This window comes from Pseudomonas sp. FP198 (assembly GCF_030687895.1).
In the GTDB taxonomy this organism is placed as follows: domain Bacteria; phylum Pseudomonadota; class Gammaproteobacteria; order Pseudomonadales; family Pseudomonadaceae; genus Aquipseudomonas.
In genome coordinates, this window is record NZ_CP117452.1 from 2,299,860 (window position 1) to 2,324,010 (window position 24,151).

Consider the following 24,151-nt stretch of genomic DNA (forward strand, 5'->3'; position numbering starts at 1 on the left):
AATGAATCTGGAAGTCCCAAGCACCGATACCAATCGCCGCCAATTGCTGCAGATCATCGCCGGGCTGTCGGATGGCGTGATGCTGATCGAAGTCGACCAGACGATTGCCTGGGCCAACGAAGCAGCGTTGGCCATGCACGGAGTCAAGGAGCTTGGCGAGTTGGGCAGCAATGCCAAGGAGTACGCCCGGCGTTTCAACTTGCGTTATCGCAACAACCATTCGCTGCCCGAAGACAACTACCCCATCGCCCGCGTCGCTCGCGGCGACGAGTTCAGCGATGTGCTGGTGGAGGTCACGCCGGTGGCCGATCCGGACCGCACCTGGGTGCACCGCATCCGCAGCATGGTGCTGACCGACCGCAACGACGAGCCGGAATACCTGGTGCTGATTCTCAGCGATGCCACGGAATGGGCCAGCGCCGAACAGCGCTTCGAGAAAACCTTCGGCGCCAACCCCGCACCGGCGGTGATCTGCCGTCTCAGCGATTTGCGTTATATCAAGGTCAACGCGGGTTTCCTGGAAATGACCGGCTATAGCCGCGAAGAGGTGATCGGGCGTTCGGTGTATGAACTGGATGTGCTCGAGGCTGCCGAAAAGCGTGGCCTGGCCGTTGAGCGCCTGGGGCAGGGCGCGACCATCCCGCAGATGCAGGCCGAGCTGCGCTTGCCCGATGGCACCAGCAAACAGGTGATCGTCGCCGGCCAGCCGCTGGACCTGCACGATGAAGACTGCATGCTGTTTTCGTTCATGGACATGGAGCCGCGGCGCAAGGCCGAAACGGCGCTGCGCCAGAGCGAGGAGCGCTTTGCCAAGTCGTTCCGGCTGTCGCCGGTGCCGACGCTGATCTGCAGCGCAGAACTGCAATTGGCGGAAATCAACGAGGCCTTCCTCCAGGCGACCGGTTATGCCAGCGAAGAGCTGTTGGGCAAGACCGTGGACGAGATCGGCTTCCTCGAGAAGGAAGCGGCCGCGACGTTGTTCGGGCGCCTGGAAAAGACTGCCACCGTGTCCAGGGTCGACGTCAAGGTGCACAAGAAAGGCGGGGAGCAGATCGACTGCGAAGTGGCGGCCGATACCGTCATCATCCAGGACAAACCGTGTTTCCTGCTGGTGCTGATGAATATCACCGAACGCAAGCGCTCGGAGCTGGAGCTGGTGGCGGCCATCGAAGAGGTGATGAAGGACGCGTCGTGGTTCAGCCGCACCCTGATCGAAAAGCTGGCCAATGTGAAGAGCATCAATGCGCAGACCCCGACGACCTCTTTCACCGAGCTGACGGCCCGGGAACGTGATGTACTGGGGCTGATTTGCGAGGGTCTGGCGGACAAGGAGATCGCCGCGCGCTTGAAGCTGGCCCCCAACACCGTGCGCAATCACGTGGCGACGCTGTATTCGAAGCTCGACGTCCATAGCCGTAGCGAGGCAATTGTCTGGGCGCGGGAACGGGGCTTGTTCGCGAACGAATGGCGAATGAAGGCGCCATGATAGCCAGTGCAAATGCACCTGGCGCGCTGGTGCAAATTCAGGTTCTGCTCAGGCCCCAACGTCCTTAGGCTGGGAGGGTGCGGCATTGCTGTTGATGTCGCGTCCCCACGCAACAGTCAAGGAATACGCCACGATGTGCAGCAAACCGTTCAAATGCGAGATCGACAGGACGTCTTCGGGAGCCAGGAGGCCGGGCATGGCCACCGGTCATTTGCGACTTCGAAGCTGAGGTGCATAGATGACCCATCTGGCTCCGTTACGTACCCGACTCGAGCAAAGCTTTGCACCGCTGGCCTGTGAATGCAGCCTCAATGGCGACGGCACGCTGACCATTCGCCTGTATCGCCAGGAAAGCGGCGAGGTCGACCTGGTGGTGAGCGGCATGAGCGTCGACAGCATCCGCTCCGAGGAAGGCTTGAACAAGCTGATCGATGAACTGCGCTATGAGCTGTACAACACGCCGCTGCATCGCAGCGATCCGGCCTAGCCTCAAGCCTGACGGGATCCTGTGGCGAGGGAGCTTGCTCCCGCTGGATCGCGCAGCGATCCCAAACCTGTCGAATCGGCAGTCCCCAGGCACACCGCGTCTAACAGCTTGCGACTGCTGCGCAGCCGAGCGGGAGCAAGCTCCCTCGCCACGGGGACCGCGTCGTCAATGGGGGCTGCGTAATCAAAGCAACGTCGCCCGACAATCCAGCGCCAACCGCGCCCCGCCCAGCTCGCTGCGATCCACTTCCAGGGTAAATCCGTGCAAGGTGACAATCGCCGCGACGATCGACAGGCCCAGGCCGAAGCCGCCGTGCTGGCTGCTGCCCTCGGCGCGGTAGAAGCGCCGGAACACCGCCTTGCGTTCCGCCTCGGGAATGCCAGGGCCTGAGTCGAGCACTTCGATGCGGCTGCTGTCGCCCTGGTCGACACCCCGCAGGATCACCTCGCCGCCCGATGGGGTGAATTTGATCGAATTGCTCAACAGGTTCGATACCGCCTCGAACAACAATGCCCGGTCACCGTTGAGCAAGGGTAGGGTGTCGGGCACTTCCAGCTTGAACACCAGCTCGCGTTCTTCGGCCAGCGGCAGATAGAAGTCATGCAATTCCTGCAACAACTGCAGCGGATCCAGACGCACGAAACCGGAGCGGCGCTGCTGGTCCTCCAGTTCCGAGATCCGCAACAGACCGCGAAACCGCGCCATCAGCGTATCGGTCTCGGCGATCACCTGATCCATCTGCAACGCCTCCGGGGAGCCGTCCGCGGCCTCCTGCTGGATGCGATAGAGCTGGGCACGCAGGCGCGTCAGCGGGGTGCGCAAGTCATGGGCGATGTTGTCGCAGACGCCCTTGACCTCATTCATCAGCCGTTCGATGCGATCGAGCATGGCATTGACGATGGCTGCCAGCATGTCCAGTTCATCGCGACGGCTCGACAGCGGCAGGCGATGGGTCAGGTCGCCGGCGACGATGGCTTCCGCGCTGGCCTGCAAGGCGCGGATACGCCGCAGCGGCCGGCGACGCAACAGGTGCCAGCCGGCGATGCCCGGCAGGATGGTCAACGAGACCCCCCAGAGCAGCGCGTGCAGGATGATGCGGGTCACGGCGAACAGCGAGCCGTTGTCCCGCGCCAATACCAGCCAGCGGCCATCCTGGGTCCGGGTCGCGACCGCGTCGCAACTGTCGGAGGGGATCATCGGGTCGTCGGAGTCGACGCAGCCACCGAGCATATGGATCTTGCCGTCCAGCGGCAGGTCGGCGGGGATGCGCTGGATCGGTCCGCTCAGATGGCGCAGTTGCGGGTCGAACAGGCCGTAGGCGTCGACGCCGCGTTCATCCAGCGACAGGCTGGCCATGAGCGCGTCTTCCAGCTGTTCGCCATGGATACGCGCGAACAGGTGCTGGCGCTGCATCAGGGAATGCTTGGCGAGGCTGTCGAGGTAGCCGAACACCTCGTAATACATGACCCCCATCAGGATCGCGCTCCAGATCACGAACAGCGAACTGTACAGCGCCAGCAGGCGGCTGCTGGAAGAACGCCAGCCCTTAGCGGGGTTCAGCAATGACATAGCCGGAGCCTCGTACCGTGCGAATCAGCGGTTCCAGGCCCGGCGGGTCGATCTTCTTGCGCAGGCGACCGATGTGGACGTCGATCAGGTTGGTGCCCGGGTCGAAGTGATAACCCCAGACTTCTTCGAAAATCATCATGCGCGAGAGGATCTGGCCACTGTTGCGCATCAGAAATTCCAGCAACTTGTACTCGGTCGGCAGCAGGCTCAGCAACTGGCCGTTGCGGCTGGCCTCGCGGCTGATCAGGTTCAGCTCCAGGTCCGCCACCCGCAGCACGGTTTCCGGCTCGCGGGCGCCGTTGTTGCGGCGCAGCAGCACTTCGACCCGGGCGGCCATTTCGTCGGTGGCGAACGGCTTGGTCAGGTAATCGTCGCCGCCGGCCCGCAAGCCACGCACCCGCTCGTCGACATCGGAGAGGGCGCTGATCATCAGGATCGGCGTGGCCACGCCCATGCTGCGCAACTGGGTGACGATGACCAGGCCGTCGAGCTCGGGCAGCATGCGGTCGAGGGTGATCAGGTCATAGTCACCGCTGACAGCCCGTTCCAGGCCCTCGCGGCCGTTGTCGACCCAGTCGACGTCCAGGCCGTTGCGGGTCAGTTCGGCGACGATTTCACGGGCGGTCACGGCGTCGTCTTCGATGGTCAGGATACGGTTCATGGGCGTTACCGGTTGGGAAGTGGAGCTATTGCGCAGCATTCTGCCAAAGATTACCTGTCGGCTTTCTGAAAAAAAGTTCATGGGCGCCGGCAAATGCATTCCCTGGCCTGGATCAATACTTCGTCACAAATAATCCCTAACATATTCCGGCACGCACCATCATGCTGCGTCCCTCGCTGTGTTCTGCCGCGCTGTCGCTGGCGAGCACTGACGAGAAGCGGGTGGCAAGTGGCGCAAGGAGCCGAGACCTACTGAACCTTAAGGATGAGTCGCATGATCAACTCCGAGAATGTTCTACGCCGTAAATTCGATATTCAACCGCTGAAACGGGCCGACATGAGCGTTCGCCTGGACGGCCAGGCTGTCGATGCCGCCGAGGGTGAGACCGTCCTCACCGTGATCCAGGCCATGGGCCAACGCCAGGTGGCCCGCAACGACCACGGCCAGGTCAGCGGTGCCTACTGCGGCATGGGCATTTGCCAATGCTGCCTCGTCAGGATCGATGGCCGCCACAAGCGACGGGCCTGCCAGACGCTGGTCCGACCGGGCATGCAGATCGAAACCCGGGTCAACCGCATTGCCGCAACGGAGGCGCCATGAACCTCGATCCGGTGATTGTCGGCGGCGGGCCGGCGGGTATGGCGGCGGCCATCGAGCTGGCCGCCAATGGTCTGCGTTGCACGCTGCTCGAAGAAGCGCCACGCCTGGGCGGCGTGGTCTACCGCGGGCCGTTGCGCGATGGCGTGAGCCTGGACTACCTGGGGGCGCGTTACAGCCAGGCCCTGGCAAAGCTCCATGGGGAATTCCAGCGCAACGCCGGCCTGATTGATGTGCGACTGGGCAGTCGGGTCATCGGTGCCGAGGGGTTCCGGGCGCTGATGCTGCTGGACGGCGACGAGCGCCTGCGCGAGGTGGCCTATTCCCAGTTGATCCTGGCAGCCGGCTGTCATGAACGCAGCGTGCCGTTCCCCGGCTGGACACTGCCGGGGGTGATGATGCTCGGTGGCCTGCAATTGCAGATCAAGAGTGGCGTGGTCAAGCCGCCGAGCCCGGTGGTGATTGCCGGCACCGGCCCGTTGCTGCCCTTGGTGGCCTGCCAGCTGCACGCCTCGGGCGTCACCGTGGCGGGTGTCTACGAAGCCTGTGCCTTCGGCAGGATCGCCAAGGAAAGCCTGGCGTTATTGAACAAACCGCAATTATTCCTCGATGGCCTGGGCATGCTGGCGTACCTCAAGCGGCACCGCATACCGGTGCGTTATGGTTGGGGCGTGGTGCGCGCCGAGGGCGAGGGTGAACTGAGCAGCGTGACCGTTGCGCCTTACTCCGCCGACTGGAAGCCGGACCTTGGACAGGCCGAGCAGCTGCCGGCCGAGACGCTGGCGGTCGGCTACGGGTTTATCCCGCGCACGCAGTTGAGCCAGCAGATGGGGCTTGACCATGGCTTCAGCGAGGACGGCTACCTGCGCGCCATGTCCGATGCCTGGCAGCGCAGCAGCGAAGCGCATATCCACCTGACGGGCGATATGGGCGGGATCCGCGGCGGTGAAGCGGCCATGTTGAGCGGGCGCATCGCGGCGTTGTCGGTCTTGCTGCAGCGTAATGCCCTCGATGAGGCCACGGCGCTGGGGCGCCGCAGGCACTATCAGACCCAATTGGACCGGATCATTCGTTTTCGCGCCGCCGTTGATCGCTACACCCGGCGCGGCGCCGGGCAAACCACGCTGCCAGCCGCCGATACAGTGATCTGCCGTTGCGAACACGCCACCCGCGCGGACATCGACCGCGCCCTTGAACAGGGCGTGCAAGACATGGCCAGCCTGAAAATGCGTACCCGGGTGAGCATGGGCGATTGCCAGGGTCGCCTGTGTGTCGGCTACTGCAGCGACCGCCTGCGCGAAGCTACCGGACGGACCGATGTGGGCTGGCTACGGCCACGTTTTCCGATCGATCCGATTCCTTTCTCTGCGTTCCGGAACGACGACTCGGAGGCGGTTTCCCATGATCAGGCACTATGACGTAGTGATCGCCGGTGGTGGGGTGATCGGGGCGTCCTGCGCTTATCAACTGTCCAAGCGCAAGCACCTGAAGATCGCCCTGATCGATGCCAAGCGTCCAGGCAACGCCACGCGCGCATCGGCTGGCGGCCTGTGGGCCATCGGCGAATCGGTGGGTCTGGGCTGCGGGGTGATTTTTTTCCGCATGATGTCGGCCAACCGCAAGCGCCAGGCCCAAGGCGCCGCCGTGGCGGTGGATGCCAGCACGCCGCATATCCTGCCCGACTCGTTTTTCGATTTCGCCTTGCAGTCCAACGCGATGTACCCGCAATTGCACGCCGAGTTGATCGAGCGTCACGGCATGGATTTCAAATTTGAAGAGACCGGGCTCAAGTTCGTGATCTATGACGATGAGGACCGCTGCTACGCCGAACACATTGTCGCCTGCATTCCGCACCTGGCTGATCAGGTGCGCTGGCTCGACCAGGCGGCGTTGCGCGAGGCCGAGCCGAGTGTCAGCCGTGAGGCCTTGGGCGCGCTGGAGTTTCTCTGCGACCACCAGGTCAGCCCGTTCCGCCTGGCCGACGCCTACACCGAGGGCGCGCGGCAGAATGGTGTTGATCTGTTCTTCAACACCAATGTGACTGACGTGTTGCGTAATGGCAGTCGGGTGACAGGGGTGAAAACCGCCGAAGCCGGCACGTTCAACTGCCGGACGTTGATCAATGCTGCCGGCGCCTGGGCGGCGGACTTGAGCGCGCAGGCGACGGGCGTGCGGATTCCGGTCAAGCCGGTCAAGGGGCAGATCCTGCTGACCGAGCGCATGCCGAAAATCCTCAGGGGGTGCCTGACCACCAGCGATTGTTATGTGGCGCAGAAGGACAACGGCGAGATCCTGATCGGCAGCACCACGGAAGACAAGGGGTTCGACGTGACCACCACCTACCCTGAAATCGAGGGGTTGGTGCAAGGCGCGGTGCGGTGTATCCCGCAACTGGCCGACATCAACCTGAAACGCACCTGGGCCGGCCTGCGTCCCGGCTCACCGGATGAATTGCCGATCCTTGGGCCGATGCGCGGCGTGGAGGGCTACCTCAACGCCTGCGGGCATTTTCGCACCGGCATCCTGACCTCGGCCATCACCGGGGTGCTGCTGGACAAACTGGTGAACGACGAACCGTTGCCGCTGGACATCACACCGTTCCTGGCGGACCGGTTTGAAGTAGCGGCGGTTGCAGAGCCGAGGAAAATGCAACCGGCCTGAGAGCCGAGTCCAAACCAGTGTGGGAGCGAGCCTGCTCGCGAAAGCGGCGTGTCAGTCGACATCAATGTTGATGCGCTGGCGCCTTCGCGAGCAGGCTCGCTCCCACAGTGTTTTTCGGTTGAACAGGATTTTTTGTTCACCACAAATCCCTTGTGGGAGCGAGCTTGCTCGCGATCGCGTCAGCACAGTCGACATCGATAGTGACTGGTGTGCTGTCATCGCGAGCAAGCTCGCTCCCACAGTTTTTGTACTGTGGAAGGTTATTCCACCGGTGTACTGACAAACGCTTCCAGGCCTTCGGCATAAGCGGTAAACGCGCTGATCTGTGGGAAGGCCTTGCCTTGCACCTGATCGGCCACCAACAGGTTGGTGAAGGTCCATGCCACCGCGACGCTAATGCCGGCCTGGTCGATCGAGCCATCGGTGGGCAATGGTTGTTTCACCAATGCCTTTTCCAACTCGCCATATGCCGCCAGCAACTGGCCCGACACCCGCGCAAGCCACGGCTCATGCTGGATTTGTGCTGGGCGCAAAGTGCGTTCGTAATAGATCTGTACCGATTTTTCGCACGCCGCCAACGCCAACCCGATCAGTTGCAACGATTGCAGCCGTTGCCCCGGATCGCTCGGCATCAGGCTTTTCCCGGGCCCAGCCAAGGTTTCCAGGTAATCGATGATCAAGGTCGAGTCCATCAACACCGAGCCATCATCCAGCACCAGGGTCGGGGCCTTGACCACCGGGTTGATGCCCTGGAATTGCTCGAAATGCCTGAACACCGAAACCGATTGGTGTTCCAGGGCGATCCCCAGGCGTTTCGCGGAAATGGCGACGCGTCGCACATAGGGCGAGTCCAGCATGCCGATCAGTTTCATGGCTTCTCCTTCAGCGGTTTGTTTCAGGCCGGGCTCAATCTTCGAATCCGACCTGTTCGTGGATTTCATCAACCTTGAGTTCAAGCCGGTAGGCCACGGCGATAAACAGCGCCTGGCACAGGCACAGGGTGGCGCTCAACGAGCGAAAGGCGAACGAACTGCCTTCGTTCACCAGCAGCACCGCATTGGCCCGCTTGGCCAGGGGCGACAGGTTGCTGTCGGTGATGATCAGCGTCTTGGCCTGGTGATGCTGGGCGATGCGCAGGCAGTGCTGGGTTTCCTTGCCGTACGGGGTAAAGCTGATGGCGATGACCAGATCATTGGCCCGGACGCTGCGCATCTGCTCGCGATAACTGCCGCCCAGGCCCGACACCAGGTGAATACGCTTGTTGGTGTGCTGAAGGTTATAGACCAGGTAATCGGCCACCGCGAACGAGCGCCGCACACCAACGACGTAGATGTTGTCGGCGTTGACCACCAGGTCGACGGCTTTTTCGAACGCCTCGTCGTCGAGTTCCAGCCCCAGGCGCTCGATACCCGACAGGGTGGCGTTGACACATTCGCGCGCGAGATCGCCAGCGCTGGCCTTCTGCGACTTGTTGGCGATCATGCTGCGAATGCGTTGCTGGTAGTTCTGCACCGGCGTGGTCTTGTGGGTGTACGCCTCGCGAAACAGCGCCTGCATTTCGCTGAACCCGCTGAAGCCGAAGCGCTGGGAAAAACGCACGATGGCCGAGGGGTGCACTTCGCACTCCCGGGCGATGTCGCTGATGCGATCGACCATGATCCGGTCGCTTTGCTGGCTCATGTAGCTGGCGATGCGTTTGAGCTGGCGCGGCAGGCCTTCGTATTCCTCGGTGATCAGTTGCAGCAGCCGCTCGGCGTTGATCGGTGGGCTGGGGAGGGCGGGTTCGGACGCGCTCTCGGACGGCACCGGCAGATCGGGGCGGGTCATAGAAAATCCTTCTGGCTTGTTCTTATAGGACGCCCTGGGAAACGGGTCGTCCTCGACAATAGGTTGGCTGGTCGCAGTCTACAGCGTAGGCGCGGAGAAAATCATGAGCGCGCGCAGTTGGAAGCCATGCTGAAACGATGCACCGCGTCTGGTCCGGCCAAGTAACAGTCTATTGGAAAAAATATTCCACGATAAAAATTTATGGAAAAAATATTGATTATTGCCGTTCGCTCGTTTTAGTCTGCATTCACCAAAGCGTTGGCGTCGGTTCCGGCGTCAAGCGCAGGCTGATAAAAATAACAGGAGCCAGCATGGGCCAGACTCGTTTTGCCAGTGGACGTCAATTGGATGTGATCTGCCTGGGGCGCCTGGGCGTCGATCTCTACGCGCAGCAAGTCGGTGCGCGGCTTGAGGATGTCTCGAGCTTCGCCAAGTACCTCGGTGGCTCATCTGCCAACATCGCCTTTGGCACGGCCCGTCTCGGGCTGCGGTCGGCGATGCTGAGCCGGGTGGGCGATGATCATATGGGGCGCTTCCTGGTGGAGTCCCTGCTGCGCGAAGGCTGCGACGTCAGCGGCATCAAGGTCGACCCCGAGCGACTGACGGCCATGGTCTTGCTCGGCATCAAGGACCGCGAGACCTTTCCCCTGGTGTTCTACCGTGAAAATTGCGCGGACATGGCGCTACGGGCCGAGGACATCGACGAAGCCTTCATCGCCTCCAGCAAGGCGCTGTTGATCACCGGCACGCACTTCTCCACCGACAGCGTCTACCAGGCCAGCATCCAGGCGCTGGACTATGCGCAGACGCACCAGGTCAAACGTATCCTCGATATCGATTACCGCCCGGTACTCTGGGGCCTGGCGCCCAAGGCCGATGGCGAGACCCGTTTTGTCGCCGACCGCAAGGTCAGCCAGCACGTGCAAGGCATCCTGGCGCGTTTCGACCTGATCGTCGGCACTGAAGAAGAATTTCTCATCGCCGGGGGTAGCGAAGATCTGCTGACCGCGCTGCGTACCGTGCGTTCGCTGACGGCGGCGACTTTGGTGGTCAAGCTCGGCCCGCAAGGTTGCACGGTGATCCATGGCGATATCCCGAACCGCCTGGAAGACGGCGCCATTTACCCCGGCGTGCGGGTCGAGGTGTTGAATGTGTTGGGCGCGGGCGACGCGTTCATGTCGGGTTTCCTCGCCGGTTGGCTGGAGGACGCCAGCGATGAGCGCTGCTGCCAGTTGGCCAACGCCTGTGGCGGGTTGGTGGTGTCGCGTCATGCCTGCGCCCCGGCGATGCCGACCCGGGCCGAGCTCGATTACCTGTTTGCCAGCCCGGCGCCGATCACCCGTCCTGACCAGGATGTCGTGCTGCAACGGCTGCATCAGGTCAGCGTGCCGCGCAGGGTCTGGAAACAGCTGTTCATCTTTGCCTTTGACCATCGCTGGCAGTTGGTGGAACTGGCCCAGCGGGGCGGTCGTGGCCTCGACAGCATCGGCGAGCTCAAGCAACTGTTCATCCAGGCCGTGGAGCGGGTCGAGGCTGACCTGCAACGCCAGGGCATCGAGGCGGATGTCGGTCTGCTGGCCGACCAGCGTTTCGGCCAGGATTCCCTGAATGCGGCCACCGGGCGTGGCTGGTGGATCGCGCGGCCGGTGGAGGTGCAGGGCTCGCGACCGCTGGCGTTCGAACACGGCCGTTCCATCGGGAGCAACCTGATTGCCTGGCCACAAGAGCAGATCATCAAATGCCTGGTGCAATTTCATCCTGACGATGAACCGCTGCTGCGCCTGGAGCAGGAAGCGCAGTTGCTGGGCTTGTACAAGGCGTCCCAGGCCAGCGGTCATGAATTGCTGCTGGAAGTCATTCCGCCCAAGGATCATCCCTCGGCTCATCCGGACGTGCTGTATCGCGCGCTCAAGCGGCTCTACAACCTGGGTATTTTCCCGGCGTGGTGGAAAATCGAGGCGCAGACCTGCGATGAGTGGAAGCAACTTGATGAGCTGATCCAGCAGCGCGATCCGTATTGCCGTGGCGTGGTGCTGCTGGGCCTCAACGCCCCCGCCGCCGCGTTGGCCGAAGGCTTTCGCCAGGCCAGCCAGAGCAGCACTTGCAGAGGGTTTGCCGTGGGCCGGACGATCTTCCAGGAACCGAGCCGCGCCTGGCTGGCCGGGGAGATCGATGATGAAACGCTGATCCGCGATGTGCAGGGCCGGTTTGTGGAATTGATCGAGGCCTGGCGCGCTGCGCGTGCCTGAGATACAGGGCTTTTGTGGCGAGGGAGCTTGCTCCCGCTGGACTGCGAAGCAGTCCCGAGGTCAGCTACCCCGATTCGACAGGTAAACCGTAGCCACTGGTTTTTGCGTCTGCTTCGCAGCCGAGCGGGAGCAAGCTCCCTCGCCACAGGTGATCGGTTGGACATTAGAGAAAACAACAAAAGGTGCAGCCATGCCCGCTATTCGAATTGGCATCAACCCGATTTCCTGGAGCAACGACGACTTGCCATCGTTGGGCGGCGAGACGCCGCTGAGCACGGCGTTGAGCGAAGGCAAGGAAATCGGTTACGAAGGTTTCGAGCTCAACGGCAAGTTTCCCAAGGACGCCAAGGGCGTCGGCGACGTGTTGCGCCCTTACGACCTGGCGTTGGTCTCCGGCTGGTATTCCAGTCGCTTGGCGCGTCGTTCGGCGGCCGAGGAAATCGATGCGATCGCCAGCCATGTCGAGCTGCTGGCGCAGAACGGCGCAACGGTGCTGGTCTATGGCGAAGTGGCCGATTCGATCCAGGGCCAGCGCATTCCGTTGCTCGAGCGGCCACGCTTTCACACCGACGAAGCCTGGCAGGCCTATGCCGACAAGCTCACCGAGCTGGCCCGCTTCACCTTGTCCCAAGGCGTGCGCCTGGCCTACCACCACCACATGGGCGCCTACGTTGAATCGCCTTCGGACATCGACAAGCTGATGGCGCTGACCGGCAGCGAGGTCGGCCTCTTGTTCGATTCGGGCCATTGCTACATGGGCGGCGGCGAACCGCTGCAGGTGCTGCGCAAACACATCGAGCGCATCTGCCATGTGCACTTCAAGGACGTGCGCAAACCCGTGGTGCAGTTGGCGCGCAACAACCTCTGGAGCTTTCCCGACTGCATCATCAACGGCACGTTCACCGTGCCTGGAGACGGCGATATCGACTTCGCCGCGTTGCTCGACGTCCTGCTGGCTGCCGATTATCAGGGCTGGCTGGTGGTGGAAGCCGAGCAGGACCCGGCGGTGGCGCCGAGTTATATCTATGCCAAGAAGGGCTACGACACCCTGCGTGCCCTGTTGCAGGAGAGAACTGCGCCATGAGCCTGCTGATCAAGAGCAATCCCAGCGACCGGACCATGGTTGAACTGCCACGCGACGCGCTGGAATACGTCGGTTTTGCCGCCTACCGCTTGAGCCTTGGCGAAAGCCTGCCGGTGGCCGCCGCAGACCGGGAATTGTGCGTGGTACTGCTCAGCGGCCGCATCAACCTCAAGGGCGAAGCACCGGGGCAGGGCGCCTTCGATTGGGACAACCTCGGCGATCGCCAGTCGGTATTCGAGGACAAATCCCCTTACGCCGCGTATCTGCCGCCCGGCAGCCAGGCCCAGATCACCGCGTTGAACGATGTGCAAGTGGCGGTGTGCGCCGCGCCGGGCGGCGCGCCGAATAAGTACGGCCCACGGCTGATCCGTCCCGAGAGCATGAAGCGCAGCGTGCGCGGCAAGGGCGCCAACACCCGCTACGTCTGCGACATCCTGCCGGACAGCGAGCCGGCCCATTCGCTGCTGGTGGTGGAAGTGCGCACGCCGTCGGGGCATTCGTCGAGCTATCCGCCGCACAAGCACGACACCGACGATTTGCCGCACCAGAGCTTTCTCGAAGAGACCTATTACCACCAGGTCAACCCCTCCCAGGGCTTCGTGTTCCAGCGGGTCTACACCGACGATCGCAGCATCGACCAGGCCATGGCCGTGGAAAACAGCGATCTGGTCGTGGTGCCCAAGGGTTACCACCCGGTCAGCGTGCCCTACGGGTACGAGTCGTATTACCTGAACGTCATGGCCGGTCCGAAGCGGGTCTGGCAATTCCATAACGATCCGCAGCATAGCTGGCTGCTCGACCTCTGAATTCGAACATTCCAACGGAGACCAGGACAATGAGCGACACCCCGGTAATAGGCCATTACATCAACGGTCAGGTGCACAGCAGCGACGCCGCGCGGTTCAGCAACGTCTTCAATCCCGCTACCGGCACGGTACAGGCCCGGGTGGCGCTGGCCGAACCGGGTACCGTCGAGGCAGCGGTGGCTTCGGCGCTGGCGGCCTTTCCCGGCTGGTCCGAGCAGTCGTCGTTGCGCCGTTCCCGGGTGATGTTCAAGTTCAAGGAACTGCTCGACCGCCACCACGACGAGTTGGCGCAGATCATCAGCCGCGAACACGGCAAGGTACTCTCCGACGCCCACGGCGAAGTCACCCGTGGGATCGAGATCGTCGAGTACGCCTGCGGTGCGCCGAGCCTGCTGAAGACCGATTTCAGCGACAACATCGGCGGCGGCATCGACAACTGGAACCTGCGCCAGCCACTCGGCGTCTGTGCCGGGGTCACGCCGTTCAACTTCCCGGTGATGGTGCCGCTGTGGATGATTCCCCTGGCGCTGGTGGCGGGCAACTGCTTCATTCTCAAGCCTTCGGAGCGCGACCCGTCCGCCAGTCTGCTGATGGCTCGGTTGCTGACCGAGGCCGGGCTGCCGGATGGCGTGTTCAACGTGGTCCAGGGCGACAAGACGGCGGTCGATGCGCTGTTGCAGCACCCGGATATCGAGGCGATTTCCTTCGTCGGCTCGACGCCCATCGCCGAATACATCCACCAGCAAGGCACTGCGAACGGCAAGCGCGTGCAGGCCCTGGGCGGGGCGAAAAACCACATGATCGTCATGCCCGACGCTGACCTCGACCAGGCGGCGGATGCATTGATCGGCGCGGCCTACGGCTCGGCCGGTGAGCGCTGCATGGCGATCTCCATCGCCGTGGCGGTGGGTGACGTCGCGGATGAATTGATTGCTCGGCTGTTGCCACGCATCGACCAGTTGAAAGTCGGCAATGGCCAGCAGCCCGGCACCGACATGGGGCCGCTGGTGACCGCCGAACACAAGGCCAAGGTCGAAGGTTTCATCGATGCCGGAGTGGCCGAAGGCGCGCGGCTGATCGTCGACGGGAGGGGCTTCAAGGTGCCCGGGGCCGAGCAGGGCTTCTTTGTCGGGGCGACGCTGTTCGACCAGGTCACTGCCGAGATGAGCATCTACCGGCAGGAGATTTTCGGCCCGGTGCTGGGGATCGTTCGTGTGCCGGATTTCGCCACGGCGGTCGCGCTGATCAACGCCCATGAATTCGGCAACGGCGTGTCGTGTTTTACCCGTGACGGCGGCATCGCCCGGGCATTCGCCCGCAGCATCAAGGTCGGCATGGTCGGTATCAACGTACCGATTCCGGTGCCCATGGCCTGGCACTCCTTTGGCGGCTGGAAGCGCTCGCTGTTCGGTGACCACCACGCTTATGGCGAGGAAGGCCTGCGCTTCTACAGTCGCTACAAGAGCGTGATGCAGCGCTGGCCGGACAGCATCGCCAAGGGTCCCGAATTCAGCATGCCCACTGCTCAATAACCCATTTCCATGAATGCCGGAGGGAGAACAACAATGAACAAGCCCCTGCGTTTTGCCTTGAACCGAATGGTTGCCCCGCGCCTGTCGCTGCCCGCTTTCATCGACCTGGCGCTGGCGTTGAAAACCGATGCCATCGAGATCCGCAATGACCTCAAGGGCGTCGAGATCGAAGACGGCATGCCGCCGGCCCGGGTCCGTGAGTTGTGTGAGGACCGCGGCGTCAAAGTGCTGTCCATCAATGCCTTGTACCCGTTCGACGTGTGGAACGAAGAGCGCCGCGCCCAGGCCGTGCGCCTGGCCGATTACGCCCGCGAGTGCGGCGCCGAGGGGCTGGTGATGTGCCCGCTCAACGACCGCGCCGACCCGCGCAACGCCGCCGAACGCGCGGCGGGGCTACGCACCGCGCTCAGCGAGCTGGCGCCGATCCTGCGCGCCTTCGGCATCTACGGCTTCATCGAGCCGCTGGGTTTCGAAGAGTGCTCGCTGCGGCGTAAACGCACGGCGGTGGAAGCGATCAAGGCCATCGGCGGGCTGGATGTGTTCCGCCTGGTGCATGACACCTTTCATCATCACCTGGCCGGCGAGAAGGAATTTTTTCCCGAGCTGACCGGGCTGGTGCACATCTCCGGCGTCGAGGACGCGCAGGCTCCGTTGGCAACCATTCGCGACGGTCATCGGGTGCTGGTGGGCGACGCCGACATTCTTGGCAACGCCGCGCAGATCGAGGCGCTGCGCGCTGGCGGTTATGAAGGCTACCTGTCCTTCGAGCCGTTTGCCGAAAGCGTCCATGAACTGGCCGATATCCGCCAGGCGCTGGGGGCGAGTATGAGCCACCTGCAAAGCTCGCAGACTTGAGGTGATCCCCAAAACAATGGAGCCCCCCTGTGGGAGCGAGCTTGCTCGCGATGACATCAGCCCATTCAACACATCAGTTGCCTGATACACCGCTATCGCGAGCAAGCTCGCTCCCACACTTGACCGAGTTGCGTTTGAAAAGGTGCAAGCATGACCACAACACGACTGACCATGGCCCAGGCCCTGGTGAAATTCCTCGATAACCAGTACATCGAGGTCGATGGCGTCCAGAGCAAGTTCGTCGCCGGGGTGTTTACCATTTTCGGCCACGGCAACGTGCTGGGCCTCGGCCAGGCGCTGGAGCAGGACAGTGGCGACCTGGTGGTCCATCAGGGCCGCAACGAGCAGGGCATGGCCCATGCCGCCATCGGCTTTGCCAAGCAGCACCTACGGCGCAGGATCTACGCCTGTAGCTCGTCGGTCGGCCCCGGTGCGGCGAACATGCTGACCGCCGCCGCCACCGCGACGGCCAACCGCATTCCTTTGCTGCTGTTGCCCGGCGATGTCTACGCCAGTCGCCAACCCGACCCGGTGCTGCAGCAGATCGAGCAGTTCCATGACCTGAGCATCAGCACCAACGATGCCTTTAAGGCCGTGAGCAAATACTGGGATCGGATCAACCGCCCCGAGCAACTGATGACCGCCGCGATCCAGGCGATGCGCGTGCTCACCGACCCGGCCGAAACCGGCGCGGTGACCCTGGCGCTGCCCCAGGATGTACAGGCCGAAGCCTACGATTACCCGGATTATTTCCTGCAAAAACGTGTCCACCGCATCGACCGTCGCCCGGCCACCGAGGCGATGCTCGGCGATGCCTTGGCGCTGCTCAAGGGCAAGCGCCGGCCGCTGATCATCTGCGGCGGTGGCGTCAGGTATTCCGGCGCCAACGCCGCGCTCCAGGCTTTCGCCGAGCGTTATGACATTCCCTTCGCCGAAACCCAGGCGGGCAAAAGCGCCGTGCTCTCCAGTCATCCATTGAACGTCGGCGGCGTCGGCGAAACCGGTTGCCTGGCGGCGAACCTGCTGGCCAAGGAAGCGGACCTGATCATCGGCATAGGCACCCGCTACAGTGATTTCACCACGGCGTCGAAATGGCTGTTCCAGCATCCCGAGGTGCAGTTTCTCAACCTCAACATCAGCCCATGCGATGCCTTGAAGCTCGACGGTGTGCAATTGCTCGCCGACGCGCGTTCGGGACTTGAGGCCTTGTCCGCCGCGATGGGCGACTATCGCGCCGAATGGGGCGGGCAGATCGCCGATGCCAAGGCGCAGTTACAGGCGGAAGTGGACCGGGTCTACCAGGCTGATTTCCAGGCTGATGACTTCGTCCCCGAGATCAACGACCACATGGACCCGGCGGTGTTTCGCGAGTTCATCGAGCTCACCGGCTCCTGCCTGACCCAGAGCCGCGTGCTCGGCACCCTCAACGAAACCCTGGCCGATGACGCCGTCATCGTCGCCGCCGCCGGCAGCCTGCCGGGTGATTTGCAGCGCAGCTGGCGCAGCAAGGGCGTGAACACCTACCACGTCGAGTATGGCTATTCGTGCATGGGCTACGAGGTCAATGCCGCCCTGGGCGTGAAGCTCGCCGAGCCGGACAAAGAGGTCTACGCGCTGGTGGGCGATGGCTCCTACATGATGCTGCACTCCGAACTTGCCACCTCGATCCAGGAGCGTCGCAAGATCAATGTGGTGCTGCTGGACAACATGACGTTCGGATGCATCAACAACCTGCAGATGGAGCACGGCATGGACAGCTTCGGCACCGAGTTCCGCTTTCGCAACCCCGAGACGGGCAAGCTCGACGGCGCCTTCGTGCCGGTGGATTTCGCCATGAGCGCGGCGGCCTACGGTTGCAAGACCTACAAGGTCAAGACGCTGGAGGAGCTGCACGCCGCGCTGGCCGACGCCCGACTCCAGACGGTCTCGACGCTGATCGACATCAAGGTCCTGCCCAAGACCATGATCCACAAGTACCTGTCGTGGTGGCGGGTCGGCGTGGCGCAAGTCTCCACCAGCGCCCGTACCGATGCCGTCGCCAAGACCCTCAACGAACGACTGGCCAAGGCCCGTCAATACTGATTGCCCCAACCCTACGAAAGGAGTTCCACATGTCTTTGAAGCTGGGCGTCATCGGCACCGGGGCCATCGGCCAGGACCATATCCGTCGTTGCAGCCAGACGTTGCTCAACAGCCAGGTCGTCGCGGTGACTGACATCAACCTGGTGCAGGCGGCGAAAGTGGTGGCCGACCTGAAGTTGACCGCCGAGGTCTATCCCGACGGCCATGCACTGATCAAGGCGCCGGACGTCGAGGCGATCCTCGTCACGTCCTGGGGCCCGAGTCATGAAGAATTCGTGCTGGCGGCCATCGCGGCCGGCAAGCCGGTGTTCTGTGAAAAGCCGTTGGCCGTTACCGCCGAAGGTTGCCGCCGGATCGTCGAAGCCGAAGTGGCCCACGGCAAACGCCTGGTGCAGGTGGGGTTCATGCGCCCCTACGACGAAGGTTATCGGGCACTCAAGTCGGTGATCGACAGCGGCCAGATCGGCGAGCCGTTGATGCTGCACTGTGCCCACCGCAACCCCAGCGTGGGCGAAAACTACAAGACTGACATGGCCATCACCGACACCTTGATTCACGAGCTGGACGTGTTGCGCTGGCTGCTGGCCGACGACTACGTCTCGGTGCAGGTGGTGTTTCCACGCAAGACCAGCAAGGCCCTGGCGCACTTGCGCGATCCACAGATCGTCCTGCTGGAAACCGCCAAGGGCACAAGGATCGACGTTGAAGTGTTCGTCAATTGCCAGTACGGCTACGACATCCAGTGCGAAGTAGTGGGGGAGACCGGCATCGCCAGGCTGCCAGAACCGTCCCAGGTGCAACTGCGCAGCGGCGCCAAGCTTTCCAATGCGATCCTGATGGACTGGAAAGACCGGTTCATCGGCGCTTACGACGTCGAACTGCAGGCCTTCATCGACGGCGTGCGCGCCGGCCAGGTCGGCGGCCCCTCGGCCTGGGATGGGTTCGCCGCGGCGGTGGCGGCGGACGCGTGTATCGAAGCGCAGCAGAGCGGGCAGATCGTCAAGGTCGAGCTGCCCGAGCGGCCACGGTTCTACGGCTGACCGAGTTGCGCTTTGGGCATGCAGTCAAACTGTGGGAGTTGCATCTAGATAAGGGGCTTTCATGCGAATCGGATTAGTAGGCTACGGCAAGGGCGGGCGTTTTTTCCATGCGCCGCTGATCAGCAGTCTGCCGGGGGCTACCTTCGTCGGCGTGGTGACCCGCTCTGCCGAGCGACGCCAGCAACTGGCAAGCGAGCATCCACAGGCCCAAGCGTTCGACAGCCTTGCGCAACTGGTGGCGGCCGGCGTCGATGCGGTGGTCGTGTCCACGCCGCTGGAAGCGCGCCCGGCGCTGGTGCTGGAAGCCATCGAGCACGGCGTGGCGGTGGTCAGCGACAAGCCTTTCGCCCTTGATGCCGCCTTGGCCGAAACGATGGTGCTGGCCGCCGAACGGCGCAATGTGCCGTTGAGCGTGTACCAGAACCGGCGCTGGGATTCGGATTTCCTGACCGTGCGCAAGTTGCTCGGATCCGGCGCACTGGGGCAGGTGATCCGCTTTGAATCCAGCGTCGAACGTTACTCACCGACCTCGGTGGGCAAGAGCAGTGGCGGCGGATTCCTGCGGGACCTGGGCAGCCATCTGGTGGACCAGGCTTTGCAATTGTTTGGTCCGGTGATGCGGGTTTACGCCGAGCTGGATTATCGCCAGCCGGACCAAGCCTACGACAACGGCTTCTTCATGTCGCTGGCCCACGCCAACGGCATAGTGTCGCACTTGCGCGGCAGTTGCCTGCAGGACGCGCCGCGCCCACGCTTTCGGGTCAGTGGCAGCGAAGGCTGCTATACCGTCGAAGGCCTCGACGGGCAGGAAGCCCAGGCGTTGGCGGGATTGAGCCCGGCCACCGCAGGCGAGCGCTGGGGCGCCGAGGAGCACCGGCGCTGGGGCTGGTTCGAACACGGTGCCGAGCGCGAACGCGTGGCCTCGGAACGCGGTTGCTGGCTGGCGTTCTACCAGCGCCTCCAGGCTGCCTTGCAGGGCGACGGGGCGCTGCCGGTCGCCGCTCGCGACGCCTTGGCCACGACCCGCGTCCTGGACGCTGCAAGGCAGAGCGCGGAGCAGGGCAACGTGGTGTGTTTATCCACGCCCGTTGGTCATGGAACAAAAAACGAATAAAATTCTAAAATCAGTTGATATGGAAAATATTTTCCAATAAAGTCGATTCCAGGTGACCGACAACCCTGTTCGCGTTTATCCAGGCTCGGCTTGAATGAACGACGAACTAAACAAAAACAAGAAACACAGCCAGGTACCGTCGATGAAAACCTTCAACCGCTCTGCGTTTCACCTGCCACTGCCCTTGCGCCTGTCCGCAATCCTTCCTTTTATCGAATCCCTGTGCATCCAGCGCAAGGGCGCCGTGGTGTGCTGCATGCCCGGCGCACCGATCGTGCGTTTGCCGCGTTCCTGAAGTCCGTCACGCCTTATCCATAAGACCAACAAAAATGTGGAGAAAGACCGTTCATGAAGACCAAGACCCGTATTGCCTCGCTGGCCCTGTCGTTGATGTTCGCCAGCGGCGTTGCCCTGGCGGACCTGAAGATCGGCGTCAGCATGTCCCAGTTCGATGACACCTGGTTGACCTACCTGCGCGAATCCATGGACAAGAAAGCCAAGTCCCTGCCGGACGGCGTTACCCTGCAATTCGAAGATGCCCGCAGTGACGTGGTCAAGCAGCTGAGCCAGGTGGAAAGCTTCATCAGCCAGAAGGTCGATGCGCTCATCGTCAACCCCGTTGACACCGCCGCGACCCAGCGCATCACCAAGGCCGCGGTCGCCGCCGGCATCCCGCTGGTGTACGTCAACCGTCGCCCGGACGATCCGAAGTTGCCGGAAGGGGTGGTCACCGTGGCCTCCGATGACCTGGAAGCCGGGCGCATGCAGATGCAATACCTGGCCGACAAGATGGGCGGCAAGGGCGACATCGTGATTCTGCTGGGCGACCTGGCCAACAACTCCACGACCAACCGCACCAAGGGCGTCAAGGAAGTGCTGGCCAAGTACCCGGGCATCAAGATCGAACAGGAACAGACCGGCACCTGGTCGCGGGACAAGGGCATGACCCTGGTGAATGACTGGCTGACCCAGGGCCGCGACTTCCAGGCTGTGGTGTCCAACAACGACGAGATGGCCATCGGCGCGGCCATGGCGCTCAAGGGCGCTGGCAAAGAGAAGGGCAGCGTCCTGATTGCCGGGGTCGACGGCACGCCGGACGGATTGAACGCCATCAAGAAAGGCGACATGGCGGTCTCAGTGTTCCAGGACGCCAAGGGCCAGGCCGATGGCTCCATCGACACGGCGGTGAAAATGGCCAAGGGCGAGAAAACGGAATCCGTCGTGGTGCCCTATCGCCTGATCACGCCGGAGAACGTCGATCAGTTCAAGTGACGTCCCACCCGTTCCATCACAACAATAAACAGGCAAGGTCGCCGCGCCGACCTTGCCGAGGGAGTACCTGACCATGTTCGCATCAGCGACTGCTACGAGCGTCCCGGCGGCGACTTTCCAGCCGGGCGCATTACCCGACGAACCGTACCTGTTGGAAGTCGTCAACGTCAGCAAAGGCTTTCCCGGCGTGGTGGCGCTGTCCGACGTGCAACTGCGGGTGCGCCCCGGCTCGGTGCTGGCCTTGATGGGCGAAAACGGCGCAGGCAAATCCACGCTGATGAAAATCATCGCCGGCATCTACCAGCCGGATGCCGGTGAGCTGCGCCTGCGCGGCAAGCCGATCACCTTCGACACGCCCCTGGCGGCCTTGCAGGCCGGGATCGCGATGATCCACCAGGAACTGAACCTGATGCCGCACATGAGCATCGCCGAGAACATCTGGATCGGCCGCGAGCAGCTCAACGGCCTGCACATGATCGACCACGGTGAGATGCACCGCTGCACCGCGCGCCTGCTGGAGCGCCTGCGGATCAAGCTCGACCCCGAGGAGCAGGTGGGCAACCTGAGCATCGCCGAGCGGCAGATGGTGGAGATCGCCAAGGCCGTTTCGTATGACTCGGACATCCTGATCATGGACGAACCGACCTCGGCCATCACCGAGACGGAAGTCGCGCATCTGTTTTCAATCATTGCCGACCTCAAGGCCCAGGGTAAGGGCATCATCTACATCACCCACAAGATGAACGAAGTGTTCGCCATCGCCGATGAGGTGGCGGTGTTCCGTGACGGGGCCTACATCGGTCTGCAACGGGCCGACAGCATGGACGGCGACAGCCTGATTTCGATGATGGTCGGGCGCGAGTTGAGCCAGTTGTTTCCCGAGCGGGACAAGCCCATCGGCGATCAGGTGCTGTCGGTACGCGACCTGAGCCTGGACGGTATCTTCAAAGGCGTGTCGTTCGACCTGCATGCCGGCGAGATCCTCGGCATCGCCGGGTTGATGGGCTCGGGCCGGACCAACGTCGCCGAGGCCATCTTTGGCGTGACCCCGGCCACCGGCGGCGAGATCCTGCTGGACGGCGAGCCGGTGCGCATCACCGATCCGCACATGGCGATCGAGAAGGGCTTCGCCCTGTTGACCGAAGACCGCAAGCTCAGCGGGCTGTTCCCGTGCCTGTCGGTGCTGGAAAACATGGAGATGGCGGTGCTGCCCCATTACGTCGGCAACGGCTTCATCCAGCAAAAAGCCCTGCGTGCGCTGTGCGAAGAAATGTGCAAGAAACTGCGGGTCAAGACGCCGTCCCTCGAGCAATGCATCGACACCTTGTCCGGCGGCAACCAGCAGAAAGCATTGTTGGCTCGCTGGCTGATGACCAACCCGCGCATCCTGATCCTCGACGAACCGACCCGCGGCATCGATGTGGGCGCCAAGGCGGAAATCTACCGACTCATTTCCTACCTCGCCAGCGAAGGCATGGCAGTCATCATGATTTCCTCCGAGCTACCCGAAGTGCTCGGCATGAGCGACCGGGTCATGGTGATGCACGAGGGTGACCTGATGGGGACTCTCGACCGTAGCGAAGCGACCCAGGAACGAGTCATGCAACTGGCGTCGGGCCTGTCCTGATACCCGTCCGCCCAGAATAAAAAGGTAAATGGCTATGAACGCGATACTGGAAAACAAACCCGCGGCCGCACCGGCCAGGACGCGTCGACGGTTGCCGACGGAACTGAGCATTTTCCTGGTGCTGATCGGCATCGGGCTGGTGTTCGAGATGTTCGGCTGGATCATGCGCGACCAGAGCTTCCTGATGAATTCGCAACGCCTGGTGCTGATGATCCTGCAGGTGTCGATCATCGGCCTGCTGGCCATCGGCGTGACCCAGGTGATCATCACCACCGGCATTGACCTGTCGTCCGGCTCGGTGCTGGCGCTGTCGGCGATGATTGCCGCCAGCCTGGCCCAGACCTCGGATTTCGCCCGGGCAGTGTTTCCTTCCCTGACGGACCTGCCCGTGTGGATCCCGGTGGTGGCGGGGCTGGGGGTCGGTTTGCTGGCCGGCGCAATCAACGGCAGCATCATCGCCATTACCGGCATCCCGCCCTTCATCGCCACCCTCGGCATGATGGTCTCGGCGCGTGGCCTGGCGCGGTACTACACCGAAGGCCAGCCTGTGAGCATGCTGTCCGATTCCTACACCGCCATCGGTCACGGCGCGATGCCGGTGATCATCTTCCTGGTGGTGGCGGTGATCTTTCACATCGCCTTGCGTTACACCAAGTACGGCAAATACACCTACGCCATCGGCGGCAACATGCAGGCGGCACGGACCTCGGGCATCAACGTCAAGCGCCACCTGGTGATCGTCTACAGCATCGCCGGGCTGCTGGCGGGCCTCGCCGGCGTAGTGGCTTCGGCGCGTGCGGCGACCGGACAGGCGGGCATGGGCATGTCTTATGAGCTGGACGCGATTGCCGCGGCGGTCATCGGCGGCACCAGCCTGGCCGGCGGGGTGGGGCGCATCACCGGGACGGTGATCGGCGCGCTGATCCTCGGGGTGATGGCCAGCGGCTTCACCTTTGTCGGTGTCGACGCCTATATCCAGGACATCATCAAGGGGCTGATCATCGTCGTCGCTGTGGTCATCGACCAATACCGCAACAAGCGCAAACTCAAGCGCTAGGTCACTGCCGATGCGACAAAGCGCCACGCCTGACCCGCGTGGCGTTGCCATTTGTCTTCTTAATACAGCCATTGAAGCGAATTTCTTGTTATAAACGCACTCCGATGGCCGGTAGAAGCCTGTCGAGGCAGTATTTGAAGCGGTT

21 protein-coding genes are annotated in these 24,151 nt (G+C 62.7%); 17 read left to right on the top strand and 4 right to left on the bottom strand.

The features are described 5' to 3' along the window. Position 1: 1 nt before the first annotated feature. A complete protein-coding gene (locus tag PSH78_RS10695) occupies positions 2-1,486 on the top strand; it encodes a helix-turn-helix transcriptional regulator (protein WP_305500347.1) in 1,485 nt (494 codons plus the stop codon). 238 nt (positions 1,487-1,724) lie between these two features. Then, positions 1,725-1,973 (top strand): DUF1652 domain-containing protein, encoded by a 249-nt coding sequence (locus PSH78_RS10700; RefSeq protein WP_305500349.1) that lies wholly within the window; start codon positions 1,725-1,727, stop codon positions 1,971-1,973. 183 nt (positions 1,974-2,156) lie between these two features. Here the strand turns inward: PSH78_RS10700 and PSH78_RS10705 are convergent, their stop codons facing one another. After that, positions 2,157-3,542 carry a HAMP domain-containing sensor histidine kinase gene (locus PSH78_RS10705; protein ID WP_305500350.1) on the bottom strand — a complete coding sequence of 462 codons (1,386 nt, stop codon included), beginning with the start codon at positions 3,540-3,542 and terminating at the stop codon, positions 2,157-2,159. Next, positions 3,520-4,203: a response regulator transcription factor gene (locus tag PSH78_RS10710; RefSeq protein WP_305500352.1), complete on the bottom strand. Its 684-nt coding sequence runs from the start codon at positions 4,201-4,203 to the stop codon at positions 3,520-3,522. Before PSH78_RS10710 ends, PSH78_RS10705 begins: the two co-directional genes overlap by 23 nt. Positions 4,204-4,476: 273 nt before the next feature. On the opposite strand from PSH78_RS10710, the gene hcnA reads away from it, so the two are divergent. The 3 genes from hcnA to hcnC are packed head-to-tail and all read left to right on the top strand — an operon-like array spanning position 4,477 to position 7,461. After that, positions 4,477-4,803 carry a cyanide-forming glycine dehydrogenase subunit HcnA gene (gene hcnA / locus PSH78_RS10715; protein WP_305500354.1) on the top strand — a complete coding sequence of 109 codons (327 nt, stop codon included), beginning with the start codon at positions 4,477-4,479 and terminating at the stop codon, positions 4,801-4,803. After that, on the top strand, positions 4,800-6,218 hold the full coding sequence (gene hcnB / locus PSH78_RS10720) for a cyanide-forming glycine dehydrogenase subunit HcnB (protein WP_305500355.1): 1,419 nt from the start codon (positions 4,800-4,802) through the stop codon (positions 6,216-6,218). Before hcnA ends, hcnB begins: the two co-directional genes overlap by 4 nt. After that, positions 6,202-7,461 carry a cyanide-forming glycine dehydrogenase subunit HcnC gene (hcnC, locus tag PSH78_RS10725; protein WP_305500356.1) on the top strand — a complete coding sequence of 420 codons (1,260 nt, stop codon included), beginning with the start codon at positions 6,202-6,204 and terminating at the stop codon, positions 7,459-7,461. Before hcnB ends, hcnC begins: the two co-directional genes overlap by 17 nt. A gap of 260 nt (positions 7,462-7,721) precedes the next feature. Here the strand turns inward: hcnC and PSH78_RS10730 are convergent, their stop codons facing one another. Continuing rightward, a complete protein-coding gene (locus PSH78_RS10730) occupies positions 7,722-8,333 on the bottom strand; it encodes a glutathione S-transferase N-terminal domain-containing protein (protein ID WP_305500357.1) in 612 nt (203 codons plus the stop codon). Between the two features lie 34 nt (positions 8,334-8,367). After that, positions 8,368-9,288, bottom strand: coding sequence for a MurR/RpiR family transcriptional regulator (locus tag PSH78_RS10735; RefSeq protein ID WP_305500359.1), 921 nt, complete (start codon positions 9,286-9,288; stop codon positions 8,368-8,370). Positions 9,289-9,599: 311 nt separating this feature from the next. On the opposite strand from PSH78_RS10735, the gene iolC reads away from it, so the two are divergent. The 12 genes from iolC to PSH78_RS10795 all read left to right on the top strand — a co-directional run bounded on the left by iolC (position 9,600) and on the right by PSH78_RS10795 (position 24,006). Continuing rightward, positions 9,600-11,537: a 5-dehydro-2-deoxygluconokinase gene (gene iolC / locus PSH78_RS10740; protein WP_305500360.1), complete on the top strand. Its 1,938-nt coding sequence runs from the start codon at positions 9,600-9,602 to the stop codon at positions 11,535-11,537. A gap of 190 nt (positions 11,538-11,727) precedes the next feature. After that, positions 11,728-12,621 carry a myo-inosose-2 dehydratase gene (gene iolE, locus PSH78_RS10745; protein WP_305500361.1) on the top strand — a complete coding sequence of 298 codons (894 nt, stop codon included), beginning with the start codon at positions 11,728-11,730 and terminating at the stop codon, positions 12,619-12,621. Beyond that, the gene (gene iolB, locus PSH78_RS10750; RefSeq protein WP_305500362.1) at positions 12,618-13,427 is read left to right on the top strand and encodes a 5-deoxy-glucuronate isomerase; all 810 of its coding nucleotides are present in this window, start codon (positions 12,618-12,620) and stop codon (positions 13,425-13,427) included. Before iolE ends, iolB begins: the two co-directional genes overlap by 4 nt. 29 nt (positions 13,428-13,456) lie before the next feature. After that, positions 13,457-14,959, top strand: a complete 1,503-nt coding sequence (locus PSH78_RS10755; protein ID WP_305500364.1) for a CoA-acylating methylmalonate-semialdehyde dehydrogenase — start codon at positions 13,457-13,459, stop codon at positions 14,957-14,959. Positions 14,960-14,992: 33 nt separating this feature from the next. After that, positions 14,993-15,814: a TIM barrel protein gene (locus tag PSH78_RS10760; protein ID WP_305500366.1), complete on the top strand. Its 822-nt coding sequence runs from the start codon at positions 14,993-14,995 to the stop codon at positions 15,812-15,814. Between the two features lie 150 nt (positions 15,815-15,964). After that, the gene (gene iolD, locus PSH78_RS10765; protein WP_305500368.1) at positions 15,965-17,896 is read left to right on the top strand and encodes a 3D-(3,5/4)-trihydroxycyclohexane-1,2-dione acylhydrolase (decyclizing); all 1,932 of its coding nucleotides are present in this window, start codon (positions 15,965-15,967) and stop codon (positions 17,894-17,896) included. A gap of 29 nt (positions 17,897-17,925) precedes the next feature. Beyond that, positions 17,926-18,936: a Gfo/Idh/MocA family protein gene (locus tag PSH78_RS10770; protein ID WP_305500370.1), complete on the top strand. Its 1,011-nt coding sequence runs from the start codon at positions 17,926-17,928 to the stop codon at positions 18,934-18,936. Between the two features lie 61 nt (positions 18,937-18,997). After that, entirely contained in the window at positions 18,998-20,050 is a 1,053-nt protein-coding gene (locus PSH78_RS10775; protein ID WP_305500372.1) for a Gfo/Idh/MocA family oxidoreductase, read from the top strand. A gap of 94 nt (positions 20,051-20,144) precedes the next feature. Next, positions 20,145-20,345: a hypothetical protein gene (locus tag PSH78_RS10780; protein ID WP_305500374.1), complete on the top strand. Its 201-nt coding sequence runs from the start codon at positions 20,145-20,147 to the stop codon at positions 20,343-20,345. A gap of 53 nt (positions 20,346-20,398) precedes the next feature. Next, positions 20,399-21,322, top strand: a complete 924-nt coding sequence (locus PSH78_RS10785) for a sugar ABC transporter substrate-binding protein (protein ID WP_305500376.1) — start codon at positions 20,399-20,401, stop codon at positions 21,320-21,322. Positions 21,323-21,395: 73 nt separating this feature from the next. Beyond that, positions 21,396-22,949: a sugar ABC transporter ATP-binding protein gene (locus tag PSH78_RS10790; protein ID WP_305500377.1), complete on the top strand. Its 1,554-nt coding sequence runs from the start codon at positions 21,396-21,398 to the stop codon at positions 22,947-22,949. A gap of 34 nt (positions 22,950-22,983) precedes the next feature. Beyond that, positions 22,984-24,006 (top strand): ABC transporter permease, encoded by a 1,023-nt coding sequence (locus PSH78_RS10795; protein WP_014337878.1) that lies wholly within the window; start codon positions 22,984-22,986, stop codon positions 24,004-24,006. The last annotated feature ends 145 nt before the right edge of the window (positions 24,007-24,151 follow it).

Excerpts from the sequence above, each read along its gene's own strand:
- PSH78_RS10695 (WP_305500347.1), top strand. The coding sequence starts at position 2 with ATGAATCTGGAAGTCCCAAGCACCGATACCAATCGCCGCCAATTGCTG.
- PSH78_RS10700 (WP_305500349.1), top strand. The coding sequence starts at position 1,725 with ATGACCCATCTGGCTCCGTTACGTACCCGACTCGAGCAAAGCTTTGCA.
- PSH78_RS10705 (WP_305500350.1), bottom strand. The coding sequence starts at position 3,542 with ATGTCATTGCTGAACCCCGCTAAGGGCTGGCGTTCTTCCAGCAGCCGC.
- PSH78_RS10710 (WP_305500352.1), bottom strand. The coding sequence starts at position 4,203 with ATGAACCGTATCCTGACCATCGAAGACGACGCCGTGACCGCCCGTGAA.
- hcnA (WP_305500354.1), top strand. The coding sequence starts at position 4,477 with ATGATCAACTCCGAGAATGTTCTACGCCGTAAATTCGATATTCAACCG.
- hcnB (WP_305500355.1), top strand. The coding sequence starts at position 4,800 with ATGAACCTCGATCCGGTGATTGTCGGCGGCGGGCCGGCGGGTATGGCG.
- hcnC (WP_305500356.1), top strand. The coding sequence starts at position 6,202 with ATGATCAGGCACTATGACGTAGTGATCGCCGGTGGTGGGGTGATCGGG.
- PSH78_RS10730 (WP_305500357.1), bottom strand. The coding sequence starts at position 8,333 with ATGAAACTGATCGGCATGCTGGACTCGCCCTATGTGCGACGCGTCGCC.
- PSH78_RS10735 (WP_305500359.1), bottom strand. The coding sequence starts at position 9,288 with ATGACCCGCCCCGATCTGCCGGTGCCGTCCGAGAGCGCGTCCGAACCC.
- iolC (WP_305500360.1), top strand. The coding sequence starts at position 9,600 with ATGGGCCAGACTCGTTTTGCCAGTGGACGTCAATTGGATGTGATCTGC.
- iolE (WP_305500361.1), top strand. The coding sequence starts at position 11,728 with ATGCCCGCTATTCGAATTGGCATCAACCCGATTTCCTGGAGCAACGAC.
- iolB (WP_305500362.1), top strand. The coding sequence starts at position 12,618 with ATGAGCCTGCTGATCAAGAGCAATCCCAGCGACCGGACCATGGTTGAA.
- PSH78_RS10755 (WP_305500364.1), top strand. The coding sequence starts at position 13,457 with ATGAGCGACACCCCGGTAATAGGCCATTACATCAACGGTCAGGTGCAC.
- PSH78_RS10760 (WP_305500366.1), top strand. The coding sequence starts at position 14,993 with ATGAACAAGCCCCTGCGTTTTGCCTTGAACCGAATGGTTGCCCCGCGC.
- iolD (WP_305500368.1), top strand. The coding sequence starts at position 15,965 with ATGACCACAACACGACTGACCATGGCCCAGGCCCTGGTGAAATTCCTC.
- PSH78_RS10770 (WP_305500370.1), top strand. The coding sequence starts at position 17,926 with ATGTCTTTGAAGCTGGGCGTCATCGGCACCGGGGCCATCGGCCAGGAC.
- PSH78_RS10775 (WP_305500372.1), top strand. The coding sequence starts at position 18,998 with ATGCGAATCGGATTAGTAGGCTACGGCAAGGGCGGGCGTTTTTTCCAT.
- PSH78_RS10780 (WP_305500374.1), top strand. The coding sequence starts at position 20,145 with ATGAACGACGAACTAAACAAAAACAAGAAACACAGCCAGGTACCGTCG.
- PSH78_RS10785 (WP_305500376.1), top strand. The coding sequence starts at position 20,399 with ATGAAGACCAAGACCCGTATTGCCTCGCTGGCCCTGTCGTTGATGTTC.
- PSH78_RS10790 (WP_305500377.1), top strand. The coding sequence starts at position 21,396 with ATGTTCGCATCAGCGACTGCTACGAGCGTCCCGGCGGCGACTTTCCAG.
- PSH78_RS10795 (WP_014337878.1), top strand. The coding sequence starts at position 22,984 with ATGAACGCGATACTGGAAAACAAACCCGCGGCCGCACCGGCCAGGACG.